The sequence below is a fragment of the Burkholderia sp. 572 genome (assembly GCF_040545135.1).
Taxonomy (GTDB): Bacteria; Pseudomonadota; Gammaproteobacteria; order Burkholderiales; family Burkholderiaceae; genus Burkholderia; species Burkholderia cepacia.
Map to the genome: position 1 here is coordinate 179913 of NZ_JBEPLH010000011.1, position 12169 is coordinate 192081.

The 12169-nt window shown below is 70.0% G+C and carries 13 protein-coding genes; 4 read left to right on the forward strand and 9 right to left on the reverse strand.

Going from position 1 to position 12169, the window contains the following annotated elements; all coding sequences use genetic code 11:
• Positions 1–14: 14 nt before the first annotated feature.
• The 4 genes from ABIC51_RS22060 to ABIC51_RS22075 form a co-directional block, all read right to left on the reverse strand.
• The gene (locus ABIC51_RS22060; RefSeq protein WP_021159417.1) at positions 15–533 is read right to left on the reverse strand and encodes a flavin reductase family protein; all 519 of its coding nucleotides are present in this window, start codon (positions 531–533) and stop codon (positions 15–17) included.
• Positions 533–2290: an FAD-dependent oxidoreductase gene (locus ABIC51_RS22065; RefSeq protein WP_354006638.1), complete on the reverse strand. Its 1758-nt coding sequence runs from the start codon at positions 2288–2290 to the stop codon at positions 533–535. Before ABIC51_RS22065 ends, ABIC51_RS22060 begins: the two co-directional genes overlap by 1 nt.
• Before the next feature lie 10 nt (positions 2291–2300).
• On the reverse strand, positions 2301–3494 hold the full coding sequence (locus tag ABIC51_RS22070; RefSeq protein ID WP_175897503.1) for an acyl-CoA dehydrogenase family protein: 1194 nt from the start codon (positions 3492–3494) through the stop codon (positions 2301–2303).
• A 170-nt stretch (positions 3495–3664) separates the two neighbouring features.
• Positions 3665–4804 (reverse strand): LLM class flavin-dependent oxidoreductase, encoded by a 1140-nt coding sequence (locus ABIC51_RS22075; protein ID WP_011355016.1) that lies wholly within the window; start codon positions 4802–4804, stop codon positions 3665–3667.
• 260 nt (positions 4805–5064) lie between these two features.
• On the opposite strand from ABIC51_RS22075, the gene ABIC51_RS22080 reads away from it, so the two are divergent.
• Positions 5065–5415, forward strand: a complete 351-nt coding sequence (locus tag ABIC51_RS22080; RefSeq protein WP_011355015.1) for a VOC family protein — start codon at positions 5065–5067, stop codon at positions 5413–5415.
• A gap of 85 nt (positions 5416–5500) precedes the next feature.
• On the opposite strand, the gene ABIC51_RS22085 is transcribed toward ABIC51_RS22080, so the two are convergent.
• A complete protein-coding gene (locus tag ABIC51_RS22085; RefSeq protein ID WP_027791767.1) occupies positions 5501–6361 on the reverse strand; it encodes a LysR family transcriptional regulator in 861 nt (286 codons plus the stop codon).
• A 141-nt stretch (positions 6362–6502) separates the two neighbouring features.
• On the opposite strand from ABIC51_RS22085, the gene ABIC51_RS22090 reads away from it, so the two are divergent.
• Complete coding sequence (locus tag ABIC51_RS22090; RefSeq protein WP_226159686.1) at positions 6503–7891, forward strand: DHA2 family efflux MFS transporter permease subunit; 1389 nt, start codon at positions 6503–6505, stop codon at positions 7889–7891.
• A gap of 9 nt (positions 7892–7900) precedes the next feature.
• On the opposite strand, the gene ABIC51_RS22095 is transcribed toward ABIC51_RS22090, so the two are convergent.
• Positions 7901–8281: a DUF4377 domain-containing protein gene (locus ABIC51_RS22095; RefSeq protein WP_060195556.1), complete on the reverse strand. Its 381-nt coding sequence runs from the start codon at positions 8279–8281 to the stop codon at positions 7901–7903.
• A gap of 214 nt (positions 8282–8495) precedes the next feature.
• On the opposite strand from ABIC51_RS22095, the gene ABIC51_RS22100 reads away from it, so the two are divergent.
• A complete protein-coding gene (locus ABIC51_RS22100) occupies positions 8496–8846 on the forward strand; it encodes an SDR family oxidoreductase (protein WP_226159782.1) in 351 nt (116 codons plus the stop codon).
• A 61-nt stretch (positions 8847–8907) separates the two neighbouring features.
• A complete protein-coding gene (locus ABIC51_RS22105) occupies positions 8908–10101 on the forward strand; it encodes a tyrosine-type recombinase/integrase (protein WP_175852908.1) in 1194 nt (397 codons plus the stop codon).
• A gap of 46 nt (positions 10102–10147) precedes the next feature.
• On the opposite strand, the gene ABIC51_RS22110 is transcribed toward ABIC51_RS22105, so the two are convergent.
• The 3 genes from ABIC51_RS22110 to ABIC51_RS22120 form a co-directional block, all read right to left on the reverse strand.
• Positions 10148–10546 (reverse strand): lysozyme inhibitor LprI family protein, encoded by a 399-nt coding sequence (locus ABIC51_RS22110; protein ID WP_060207162.1) that lies wholly within the window; start codon positions 10544–10546, stop codon positions 10148–10150.
• A 184-nt stretch (positions 10547–10730) separates the two neighbouring features.
• A complete protein-coding gene (locus ABIC51_RS22115) occupies positions 10731–10949 on the reverse strand; it encodes a YXWGXW repeat-containing protein (protein ID WP_059697769.1) in 219 nt (72 codons plus the stop codon).
• Positions 10950–11010: 61 nt separating this feature from the next.
• On the reverse strand, positions 11011–12168 hold the full coding sequence (locus tag ABIC51_RS22120; protein WP_059487968.1) for a DUF1501 domain-containing protein: 1158 nt from the start codon (positions 12166–12168) through the stop codon (positions 11011–11013).
• Between the last annotated feature and the right edge of the window lies 1 nt (position 12169).

Genomic DNA, 12169 nt, shown 5'->3' on the forward strand with positions numbered 1-12169 from the left:
GCCGGCTCCTCACGTCACGCGGCCGCACGGGCCACCGGCGCGCCGGGCGTCGTGTAGGCGCCGTCGAGATAGACGAGCGGATCGACGTCGCCGCACATCAGCACCTCGCGAATGCGCCCGATGAACACCGTATGCGTGCCGTATTCGAAGCGGCCGTCCTGCTCGCAAACGAGGCTCGCCTGCGAATCGCGCAGATAGGGCACGCCGTGCGGCGACGTGTGCCAGTCGCCGGTCGTGAAGCGCGCTTCGCCCTTCAGCCGGCCGCTGCAGTCGATCGCGATGCCTTCGTGGCGGGCCGACAGCACGTTCACGCAGAACGGGGCGCCCGCATCGAGCGGCGGATACAGCGACGCGGTGCGGTTGATGCAGATCAGCAGCGAAGGCGGATCGGTCGACAGCGAATCGACCGCCGTCGCGGACATCGAGTAGCGCCGGCCGTCGTGCGCGCTGCTGATGACCGTGACGGAGCGCGCGAGGCGGCGCATCGCGAGCAGCATGTCGGTGCGCAGCGGATGGGGGGTGAGATCGCTCATCATTGGACTCCGTCAAGTTCAGTCGTGGATGGCCGGGCCGGCCGGCCGCCGGCGTCGGCCGCGTGCGCGGCCAGGTGATCGGCGGCGATATACCCGAAGGTCATCGCCGGGCCGAGCGTCGAGCCCGCGCCGGGGTAACTCGCGCCCATCATCGACGCGCTGGTGTTGCCGATCGCGTAAAGGCCGGCGATCGGCTCGCCGTCGGCGCGCAGCACGCGGGCCAGCGCGTCGGTGACGAGCCCGCCCTTCGTGCCGATGTCGCCCGCGTCGATCCGCACCGCGTAGAACGGCGCCTGGTCGACCGGCCCGAGGCACGGGTTGGGCTCGTTCCGCGGATCGCCGTAGTACGTATCGAACGCGTTGTCGCCCTTGCCGAACGCCTCGTCGATTCCGGTCGCCGCGTAGCGCGCCATGTCACGCAGCGTGTCGTGCAGCCCGGCCGCGTCGACGCCGATGCGCGCCGCAAGCGCGTCGATCGTGTCGGCCTTCACGAGCACGTCGCGAAACGCCGCCGGAATCCGCGCATCGGGCATCATCGACGCCGGCATGATCGGCCCGCACGGATACTTGCGGCGAAACCGCGCGTCGAACACCATCCATGCGGGCACGCTCGCACCGGTGCGCGCATGGTCGCGATACATCGCCGGCACGAATTCGGAATACGGCGCGGCTTCGTTGACGAAGCGCTTGCCGAGGCCGTTGACGATCACGCAGCCCGGCAGGTTGCGTTCGACGAACAACGCGCGGTGTTTCTCCTCGCCGGCGACCCCGACCGTCGGTGCGCCCCACACGTGCTCCATCAGCGCCAGCGCGCCGCCGAGCCGATGGCCTTCGGCGATCGCATCGCCGGTGTTGGCAGGCGGCGTCGCGCTCCACTGCGCCTGCGTCGGCTGCGGCAGGTAGCGTTCGCGCATCGGCTGGTTACGCTCGAAACCGCCCGCGCCGAGGATCACGCCGCGTCGCGCGGCGATTGTCACGGGCTGCCCGAAGCGCTGCGCGCGCACGCCCGTCACGCGGCCGTCCACGTCGAGCAGGTCGCGCATCGGCGTGTCGAGCCACACGGGCACGTTGCGCTCGAGCAGCGCGCGGCGCAGCCCGCCGATCAGCGCATTGCCGAGCGTCAGGCGCCGGTCGCGCCGCGTGCGGCGGCGCATCCCGATATCGAGCCAATAGCGGCCGAACTGTGCGATCGCGAGCGTCATGAAGCCGGGCCCGCGCGAGAACAGCGTGTGCGCTTCCTTCGACGTCACCGCCACGCGCCCGCCGATCAGCGTGCCGGGCGACGGCGGACGCAGCCGGTCGAGCTCGTCGCCGAGCAGGCCGCCGTCGAACGGCAGCGGATCGAGCGCGCGATAACCCGGCATCGCGCCCGGCACCTTCTGGAAATAGTCCGCGTACTTCGGCAGCGACTGGTAGCGCACCGGGGTCTTCGATTCCAGGTAGCGCAGCATCTCCGGCGCGCGGTCGAGATACGCGTCGAGCTTCTCGGGCGTCGACGCGCCGGCCACGCAGGCTTCGATATAGCCGCGCGCGGCCTCGCGCGAATCGGTCGCGCCCAGCTCGGCGATATGGTGGTTGCACGGCACCCAGATCCCGCCGCCCGACACGGCCGACGTGCCGCCGTACAGCGCCGTCTTCTCGATCACGACGACGGACAGGCCGCGGTCGGCCGCGCGGCACGCGGCGAGCAGCGCGCCCGCGCCCGAACCGACGACCACCACGTCGAACACGTATTGCTGTGCTTGCGGGTCGTTCATCGCGTCTCCGTCAGATGAAGAAGTCGGTGTTCTCGCGGCCGAGCATCACGGCGCCGAGGTTCTGGCCGAAACGGTCGACGTTGTTCGCGTAATGCGCGCGGGCCGCATGCAGGTCGAGGAAGCGGCGCACCAGCGGATTGCGGTGATAGATGCCGTTGCCGCCCGCGTAGCGCAGCAGCGCGTTCGCCGCCTGCGCGCAGCGCTCGGCGACCTGCGCGGACTGGTAGCGGAAATGCACGCGGCGCTCGATCGACACGGCCGGCCCGCCCGTCACCGACGCCATCAGTTCCGCGAAATTGCGCTTGAGCAGCACCTTCATCTCGTCGATCGCGACGGCCGCGTTCGCGCACGCGTTCTGCGCACCCGGATCGTCGGTCGTCTTCGCGCCGCTGTTGGCCGACACGCGCGTGGCCGCATAACCGGTGAAATCGTCGAGCGCGCCCTGCAGCGCGCCGATGCACGACGTGCACACGGCGCGCACGAAGATCTGCGCGAACGGCAGCCTGAACAGCGGCGCGTCGTTGACGGCGAGGCCCGGGCTCGTGCCCATCATTCCGTCGATGGCCTTGTGCGTGCGGTACGCGGGCACGAACACGTCGTCGACGACGATGTCGTGGCTGCCCGTCGCGCGCAGGCCGAGCACGTCCCAGTCCTGCTGGATCCGGTAATCGGATTTCGGCAGCAGGAAGGTGCGGTATTCGGGCGGCTGGCCGGCCTCGGCCGGCGGCACCAGCGCGCCGAGGAACACCCATTCGCACAGTTCGCTGCCGCTCGAGAACTTCCAGTGGCCCGACAGGCGGAAGCCGCCGTCGACCGGCGTGACGCGGCCGACCGGCATGTAGGTCGACGCGATCAGCGTCGCCGGGTCGTTGCCCCACACGTCCTGCTGCGCGCGCTCGTCGAACAGCGCGAGCTGCCAGTTGTGCACGCCGACGACGCCGTACACCCACGCGGTCGACATGCAGCCGCGCGCGAGTGCCATCTGGATGTCGAAGAACGCCTGCGGATCGAGCTCGTAGCCGCCGTAGCGCTTCGGCTGCAGCACCTTGAAGAAACCGGCGGCCTGCATGTCGGCGATCGTCTCGGCCGGGATGCGGCCCTGCGCTTCCGCCTGCGCGGCGCGGCCGGCCAGCGTCGGCGCCAGCGCCTCGGCCCGGGCGATCAGCGTGGCGGCCAATGCGTTCGAATCGTTGTCGCGATGCACGAATGTCTCCTGTGGAACGGGCGCTGCGCCGCGGCGCCCGCCCCGCTCTCGTTCAAAGTTGTCCGGCGCGGCCTGGCCGCGGGCGATGCTCGCCACCACCGATGGTCGGCTTCGCGCGACCGCGCCGCATCGTCCGACCGGACGGGACGACGGGCGCGGCCCGACCCGCCTTACGCGCAGGCACGCTCCTTCTCCTTGTTGAAGAACGGGATCACGTGCTCGCCGATATTACGGATCGTCTCCATCTGCGCTTCGTGCGGCACCGTCCCCATCTGGCACAGGAACAGCACTTCGTCGACGCCGGCTTCCTGCAGGCGGCCGACATAACCGATGCAGTCGTCCACCGTGCCGTACGCGTGGTTCGGGTTCATCATCGCGAGCGCCGGATCGGCGAAGTTCACGACGACTTCCTCCGACGCGAAGCGCGAGCGGATCACCATCTCGCCGGTGTCGGCCTGCACGAGGTCGTCGCCCCACTTCGCCGGGTCCGGACGCTCGCCGCCCGTGTACCAGTACGCGAGCGATTCCATGAAGTAGCGCTGGCCGCGGATGCCGATCTTGCGGGCGGCCTGGCCGTCGGCCATCACGACCGTCGGGCACAGCGCCGCAAGGTGCTGGGTCGGGCGGAAGCCGACCTGGTCTTCCGGCTTGCGGTTCGCCCACGCTTCGCGATACACGGCGTTCTTCTTCGCGACTTCATCGGGGCCGCCGAAACCGAGCACCAGCGCGCCCATCCCGCGCTGGCCGGCGCGCAGCAGCGCGTCGGTGTTGGTGCACGCGAGGTACATCGGCGGGTGCGGGTCCTGGAACGGCTTCGGGTGGATCGGACGCTTCGGGATCTTGATGTACTTGCCGTCATGCTCGATCTCGTCCTGCACGAACATCTTCGGCACGAGGTACATCGATTCGTCGATCATCGGCTGCAGCTCGTTGAGGTCGTAGCCGAACGCGCCGGCTTCCTGCTGGCTCCCGCCCTTGCCGACGCCGAAGTGCACGCGGCCGCCCGACAGGATGTCGAGCAGCGCGACGCGCTCGGCGACCTTGATCGGGTGGTTCATCGCGGGCGGCAGGCACACGACGCCGTGGCCGAGGCCGATGCGCGTCGTGCGGCCGGCCAGGTACGCAAGGAAGGTTTCCGGCGCGCTCATGTGCGCATAGTTGGTCAGCGACGTGTGCTCGACGCACCAGATCGTGTCGAAGCCGACCTGCTCGGCGAGCAGCGCCTGTTCGACCGTCTCCTTGAACACCCGGTGGTCGCCCTCGCGCGATGCGTCGGTGGTCTGGGCTTCGTAGATGAGGGAAAACTTCATTGCGTGCGTCTCCATGTATGTTGGACGAGTCGGGGTCGCGCAGCCCGCCCGCACGATACGGACGAATAGCGACGGTCCACGGATGGGAGTGTCGGCGCGCGGCCGGGCGCGGGCATCGTCTGTTCGGAGTATCGGCACGCATGCGGGGACAGAGGGGTTTCACGGTCATCCGATCGGACTGCGTGAGCGCGCGAACGGCGCGCTAGCATCGAACGGCGGCACGTTGCACGCCGTCCACATCAAGACAAGGGAGATCCGGGATGAAGGTATCGATGCTGCTGTATCCCGTCGACGACATCGACACGGCGCTGCCGCTGTTCGTCGACGGGCTGGGCCTGAACGTGAAGTTCCGCGACGGCGATCGTTATTGCGCGCTCGACGGCGGCCCGCTGACGATCGCGCTGGTCGCTGGCGACGAGCAGATCGTCGAGCGCGCGGCGCTCACGCTGCGCGTCGACGAGGACGACGACCTGTATGCGGCGATGGCGCGGGTCGTGAAGGCCGGCGCGTCGGTGCGCGTGCCCGTGCAGGCCGGGCCGCACGAATACCGCGCGGTGCTGGAGGACAAGAACGGCGCGCTGCTGGTGATTTCGCAGAAGCGGGCTGCGTGACGGCCGCATGACGGTCGCATGACGGAGCGCGTCACATCGCGTTGCGCGGGCGCCGGAGCCGGGCGCGTCGCGCGTGGCGAGCCCGTTACGCGTTCGCGCCCGGTGTGCTCAGGTCGCTCGCTTCCAGCAATTCGAGCAGCGTGCGCGCCGGCTGGCTGAGCCGCTTCGCGGCCAGTGCGATGAATTCGATGTCGGGCAGCTCGGGCAGCGCGCCGCCGTTGACCAGCGGCGCCAGCCCGCCCGTCGACAAATAGTGCGACGTCGCGGTCAAGCCGAGCCCCGCGCGCGCGGCCGCGATGCAGCCCGGCTGGCTGCTGCTCGAACACACGACTTCCCAGCCGATGCCCTTCTCGGCGAGCGCGTTCAGGACGATCGCGCGCGTCACGCTCGGCTCGGCGACCAGCACGAGCGGCAGCGGCCGCTCCGGATCGACGACGGTGCCGGGCCGCGCGACCCACTCGAGCCGCGTGCGCAGGAGCGGCGTGCCGCGCCGCTCGCCGAGCCGCCGCTTGCCGATCATCAGGTCGAGCGCCCCCGCGTCCAGCCCTTCGTAGAGCCGGCTCGTCATGCCGGTGGTGATCTCCAGCGCGACGTCCGGGTGCGCGGCGCGAAACCCGGCCAGCACGTCCGGCAACGCGACGAGCGCGAGATCGTCCGGCGCGCCGAGCCGCACCAGGCCCTGCAGCCTCGGCTTGCGGAATTGCGATTCCGCGCGGTTCAGCGCCTGCAGGATCACGTTCGCATGCACGAGCAGCGCCTCGCCGTCGGCCGTCATCGCGATCGAATGGGTGTCGCGCACGAACAGCCGCCGCCCGACGCTTTCTTCGAGACGACGGATGTGTTCGCTGACGCTCGACTGGTTGAGCCCGAGCTGCCGGCCCGCTTCGGTGAAGCTGCGGCAGTTCGTGACAGTCGCGAACGTCTTGAGCCAGACGGGATTGAGCATCCCGCATTGTCATCGTTGTTTCCGATGACAGTCAACGTCATCAGGCAGCTTCCCGATGACCATCGGAATCGGTACCATCGTGCGCTTGAAGACCGGCTGGCGCCGTGCCGACGCGCCGGCCTTCGCACCATCGAATCCGCCATGTCCCGGGAACCCGCACACTCCGCGCTGCTCTGGATCGTCGCCGCTGCGTTCTTCATGCAGTCGCTCGACACGACGATCGTCAACACCGCCCTGCCTTCGATCGCGCAAAGCCTAAACGCGTCGCCGCTCGCGATGCAGCCCGTCGTGGTCGTCTATACGCTGACGATGGCGATGCTCACGCCGGCGTCCGGCTGGCTGGCCGACCGGTTCGGCACGCGCCGCGTGTTCTCGATTGCGATTCTCGTGTTCGTGCTCGCATCGATCGGCTGCGCGGCGTCGCATACGCTCGGCCAGCTCGTCGCCGCGCGCGCGCTGCAGGGCATCGGCGGCTCGATGCTGCTGCCGATCGGGCGGCTCGCCGTGCTGCGCCGCGTGCCGGGCGAACAGTACGTCGCGGCGATCGCGTTCGTGTCGACCGCCGGCCAGCTCGGCCCGATCGTCGGGCCGACGCTCGGCGGCTGGCTCACGCAGGCGATTTCGTGGCACTGGGTGTTCATCGTCAACGTGCCGGTCGGCGTGGTCGGCTTCCTCGCCGTGCAGCGCTACCTGCCGCACGACCAGGCGACACAACCGCCGCCCTTCGATTTCGTCGGCTGTGCGCTGCTGTCGGTCGCGATGATCGCGCTGTCGCTCGCGATCGACCCGCCGATGCCCGCGCATCGCGCCGCATGGGCGGCCGGGCTCGCGGCGCTCGGGCTGGCGAGCGCGCTCGCGTACCTGCCGTACGCGCGGCGCCGCGCGCAGCCGCTGTTTCGGCTCGGGCTGTTCCGCGAGCCGAATTTCGGTTCGGGGCTGCTCGGCAACCTGCTGTGCCGGATCGGCACGAGCTCGGTGCCGTTCATGCTGCCGCTGCTGATGCAGGTGCAGCTCGGCTATACGCCGCTGCAATCGGGGCTGATGATGCTCCCGGCCGCGATCGCGGGGGTCATCGCGAAACGCTGGATCGCGCCGCTCGTGAAGCGCTTCGGCTATGCGGCGTTCCTGGTCGTGAATACGGGGATCGTCGGGTGCGCGATCGCGGGGTTCGCGCTGGTGTCGGTGCGGCCCGCGCCGGTACTGGAAAGCGTGCTGCTGATCGTGTTCGGCACCGCGAACTCGATGCAGTTCGCGGCGATGAACGGCGTGACGCTCAAGGGGCTGTCGCATGCCGACGCCGGCAGCGGCAACAGCCTGTTCACGATGATGCAGATGCTGGCGATGGGGCTCGGCGTGTCGATCGGCGGCGGCCTCGTCAACCTGTTTGCCGCCTATCGGGGCTCGATGGCGCACGGATTCATGCTGTCGTTCGCGTGCATGGGTGGGGTGACGCTGCTGTCGTCCGTCGTGTTCCGGCGGATCGATACGGCCGCGCCGCCGGCCGGTGCCGCGGCGCGCCCGTCCGCGTGAGCGCGGCCGTCAGTTCACCTGACGGCGCTCGACAACGCGCTTGAGCACCCAGCGAATCGACGAGCCGTCGGCCGGCGGCCGAGCCACGCGGTATTCGTCGATTTCAAGCGTGTACTGGTATCCGGGCTGGTAAGCGAAGCCTTCGATGCCCGCGTACCACAGGCTCCACGGCTCGTTCGGGCTGTTTCGCACCTGCAGGCACTCCATCGGCGCGACGCCCGTGCATCGCGCGGATTGCGGCGCGACCTGGACGGTCCTGGTCACCGGCTTGCCGTCGGCCGGGCGCGCCGCGTTCGGCGCCGTGGCGACCGCATCGGTCTGACATCCGGCGAGGAGCGTGCTGCCGGCAATGACGGCCGCGCCGAGCAGCGTTCTGGATTGGCGAATCATCTGATGTTCCTCAGGAAGCGTTGGAGGGCCGATTAGAAATCCTCGCCGCGGGAAAGTTCACAAACACCTTACAGAAACAGGGCCGCCACCTTCATTCGTGGGATGTCGCGCGCGCGCCGGTCCGTTACCGTGATCCGGTTCAGCTGCGCGCATCGCCGCCGGCGGCTCGCACGTGCACGCCGGGCGGCGGGGCTTGTTCAGCCCTGCCGACCCGGTGCCCGCAACAGGAGACAACCCGAATGACCACGGCGCCCGCGGCCCTGCCGCCGTATCTCTCCCAGCGCGGACCTGCGCACGCCCGACGGAATCGAGTGCCGTTTCCGCGTGTGCCCCGGCGGCAGCGCCGGTTCGACGAGCACCGGCCGCCCGGAAAACCGCGACGACAAGGCGCAACGCACCTAGACCACGCGGATGGCGCGGCGCGGCGAGTCACCGCCACATCGCGAAAACGATGACGCGGCTGTGCTCGCCCGCCGCGCGCTTCATTACCGGTCAGGCGATCGCCGTCGACGGCGGGTTCATCGTGAGACGATCGTGTACCATCGACGCTTCCCGACTGGCTTGATCGCGCCGCGTTCGTCCGCCCGCCTCCACGCGTACGATCCGCTCAGCACACCCCGCTTCGCATGACCTCACCCGTTCCGTCCGACGCCGCGCTGCGCCCGCTGCCGATCGATGCGCTGACCGTGCCGGCCGCGCTCGACGGACGCACGGGCACCAACCGCTCGACCGGCACGCATCCGCAGATTGCCGCGACCAACGACCTCGACGCGGTGCGCGCCTGGCTCGCGCGCTTCGTCGACACACCGACCACGTTCCAGAATTACCGCAAGGAAGCCGAGCGCCTGCTGCTGTGGGCCGTGATCGCGTGCGGCAAGCCGCTGTCGTCGCTCACGCACGAAGATCTGATCGTCTACCGGCAGTTCCTGCTCGCGCCCGCGCCGGCCGAGCTGTGGTGCGCGAACGGCGGACGCAAGCATCCGCGCGACGATCCGCGCTGGCGGCCGTTCTACGGGCCGCTGTCGGCGGCCAGCCAGCGGCAGGCGCTGGTGATCCTGAACGTGATGTTCTCGTGGCTCGTGCAGGCCGGTTACCTGGCCGGCAATCCGCTCGCGTTGTCGCGCCAGCGGCAGCGCCGGCCCGCACCGCGTGTCACGCGCCATCTCGGGCAACCGCTGTGGCAGTCGGTCAAGGAGGCGATCGCCGCGATGCCGCGCGACGACGCGCGGGCGGGCTTCCATGCGGACCGCGCGCGGTGGCTCTTCACGCTGCTGTATCTCGGCGGGCTGCGCATCACCGAAGCGGCCGACACGACGATGGGCCAGTTCTTCTGCCGGCGCGACGCGGACGGACGCGACCGCTGGTGGCTCGACGTGACGGGCAAAGGCGGCCGGCAACGGCTCGTGCCGGCCACCGACGAAATGATGGCCGAGCTGTCGCGCTACCGGCGCGCGCACGGCCTGCCCGCGTTGCCGTCCGACGGCGAGTCCACGCCGCTCGTGCTGCCGGTCGGCCAAGCACGCAAGCCGCTCACGCGCGCGGCGCTGCACCGGATCGTGAAGCAGGTGTTCCGGCACGCGGCCGAACGGCTGCGCGCGAACGGCGAAGCCGGCGAGCAGCAGGCACGCGTGCTCGAACAGGCATCCGCGCACTGGCTGCGCCACAGCGCGGGCTCGCACATGGCCGACGGCCGCGTCGACCTGCGGCTCGTGCGCGACAACCTCGGCCACGTGTCGCTCACGACGACGAGCCAGTACCTGCATGCGGACGACGACTGGCGGCATCGCGAGACGGAGGAGAAGCACCGGATCGGGTGGTAGGCGCGCACCGGCCTGACGGCTCCCGGCTCGCACGCCGCGTCGGCGCTCAGTGATCGAGTTCGAGCCCGCCCAGGCCGCCGTTGCTGCGGCATTTCGCGCGGTCGCTTTTCGCCGGCACGTCGATCTGGCCGCACAGCACGTCGATGCGCTTGCGGTAGCTGTCGATCAGGCACTGCGTCGTCGTGCAGCGGTTACGCGTCTTCAGCCACGCCCTCTGCGTCGCCATGAACTGCTCGTACTCGGGCGGATCCTCGACCGGATAGTTGCTGAAGTCGTAGAGCATGTGCTGGAAATCCGCGTTGAGCGCATCGTCGAGACGCGACAACGTCGGATTGGCGCAGATTTCACGCTCCACGAACGTGGACGCCTTCGTGCAGTTGAACGACGCGGCGTGCGCGCCGGTCATGCCGGCGACGACGGCCAGCGCAACGAGCCATGCTTTCATGTGGGTGCCGTAACGAAGAAATCGGCGGCCGCGGATCGGCTCGCCGTGGCGGACGAACGGGAATGCCCGTCGCCGGATGCCCGTCGCCGGGATCCGGCAGCTTAGGGCAACGTGCATCGCAGTTCAATACACGATGCCGCTTCCCCACACCCTCGCCGCACGCCGCGCGGCACGTCACGCCCGATCAGTACACGCCCACCCAGTGCCCGGGCACCCACGCCCAGTGATTGCCGGCCCACCGGTAATGCCCCTTCGCCCAGCGATAGCCCGGCGCGGGCATCGGCGGCGGCGTCTCGACGATCGGCGCCGGCTGCGGCGGCCGTACGGGCTCGACCACGCAGGCGGACATCAGCGTCGCACTGGCCGCTACCAGCACGGTGAGCGAAACGGAGCGGATCTTCATCATCTTGCATTCTCCCTTTTGTGTCGTGAATGAATCGGCGCGGAAGCGGCAACATCGCGCATCACGCCGTGCCGCGAATCAGCCCGCTCATCGGCCGCATCGCGCCGCTTTCGGCGAACAGCGCGGACGCGGTGCGGTGCGGATCGAGCCGCAGGCTTTCGGCGGCGGCGCCCGAGATCAGCGCGTCGAGCGACGCGGTCGGCTTCAGGTCGCGCCCTTCGTACAGGTCGCCCGGCCGCAACCCCGGCCAGTCGGCGATCACGCGGCCGCCCGCGACCGCGCCGCCCGCGAGCATCGCGACCGACGCCTGCCCGTGATCGGTGCCGCCCGTGCCGTTCGCGGCGGCCGTGCGGCCGAACTCGGTCGCCACCAGCACCGTGGTCTGCTGCCATGCGGGCCCGAGGCCGTCGCGCAGCGCGGCGAGCATCGTGTCGAGCGCTTTCAGCTGATTCGCGAGCCGCGCGTTCTGCGCACTGTGCGTGTCCCAGCCGCCCGTTTCGATCATCGCGATGCGCGGGCCGTCGTCGCGCGCGAGAAACGTCGCGGCGAGCTTGCCGACACCCGCCGGATCCTGGCGCGCATGCGCATCGCCGGCGAGGCCGCGCGCATCCATCGCCGATTGCCACAACGGGCCGAGCTGCGCGTCGGCCTCATAGAGCGCCGACACGCGCGCGAGCAGGTCGTCCGGCGCGGCCGGCAAACCGGACGGCGCGTACGACGCCGCCTGCACGGTGCCGCGCAGCGCGAGCGGCACGGTCGGTGCGAACGCGATCGCGCTTTCGCGTGTCGCCGGCAGCAGCGCGGCGAGCCGGTTCAGCCACCCGTCCTTCACCTGGTACGGCGCGCGGCCGCCCGTCTCGAGCACGTTCTGGCCGTCGAAATGCGAGCGGTCGCGATACGGCGACGCGATCGCATGAACGAACAGCGCCTGCCCGTCGCGGTACAACTGCGCGGTCTGCACGAGCGACGGATGCAACGCGAACGTGCCGTCGAGCCGCGTCGCGGCCGCCGTGTCGATCGCCAGCGGGCCGCGCAGCGACGCATACGCGGGTTCGGCATATGGCACCAGCGTGTTCAGGCCGTCGGCCGCGCCGCGCTGGATCACGAACACGAAGCGCCGGTCGGTCTCGACGTTCGCGAACACGATTCGCGGCGCGACGAGCATCGCGCCGGCGCCGGCGGCCGCCACGCGCAGGAATTGTCGGCGGGACAGTGCCATG

Excerpts from the sequence above, each read along its gene's own strand:
- ABIC51_RS22060 (WP_021159417.1), bottom strand. The coding sequence starts at position 533 with ATGAGCGATCTCACCCCCCATCCGCTGCGCACCGACATGCTGCTCGCG.
- ABIC51_RS22065 (WP_354006638.1), bottom strand. The coding sequence starts at position 2,290 with ATGAACGACCCGCAAGCACAGCAATACGTGTTCGACGTGGTGGTCGTC.
- ABIC51_RS22075 (WP_011355016.1), bottom strand. The coding sequence starts at position 4,804 with ATGAAGTTTTCCCTCATCTACGAAGCCCAGACCACCGACGCATCGCGC.
- ABIC51_RS22080 (WP_011355015.1), top strand. The coding sequence starts at position 5,065 with ATGAAGGTATCGATGCTGCTGTATCCCGTCGACGACATCGACACGGCG.
- ABIC51_RS22085 (WP_027791767.1), bottom strand. The coding sequence starts at position 6,361 with ATGCTCAATCCCGTCTGGCTCAAGACGTTCGCGACTGTCACGAACTGC.
- ABIC51_RS22090 (WP_226159686.1), top strand. The coding sequence starts at position 6,503 with ATGTCCCGGGAACCCGCACACTCCGCGCTGCTCTGGATCGTCGCCGCT.
- ABIC51_RS22095 (WP_060195556.1), bottom strand. The coding sequence starts at position 8,281 with ATGATTCGCCAATCCAGAACGCTGCTCGGCGCGGCCGTCATTGCCGGC.
- ABIC51_RS22105 (WP_175852908.1), top strand. The coding sequence starts at position 8,908 with ATGACCTCACCCGTTCCGTCCGACGCCGCGCTGCGCCCGCTGCCGATC.
- ABIC51_RS22110 (WP_060207162.1), bottom strand. The coding sequence starts at position 10,546 with ATGAAAGCATGGCTCGTTGCGCTGGCCGTCGTCGCCGGCATGACCGGC.
- ABIC51_RS22115 (WP_059697769.1), bottom strand. The coding sequence starts at position 10,949 with ATGAAGATCCGCTCCGTTTCGCTCACCGTGCTGGTAGCGGCCAGTGCG.
- ABIC51_RS22120 (WP_059487968.1), bottom strand. The coding sequence starts at position 12,168 with ATGGCACTGTCCCGCCGACAATTCCTGCGCGTGGCGGCCGCCGGCGCC.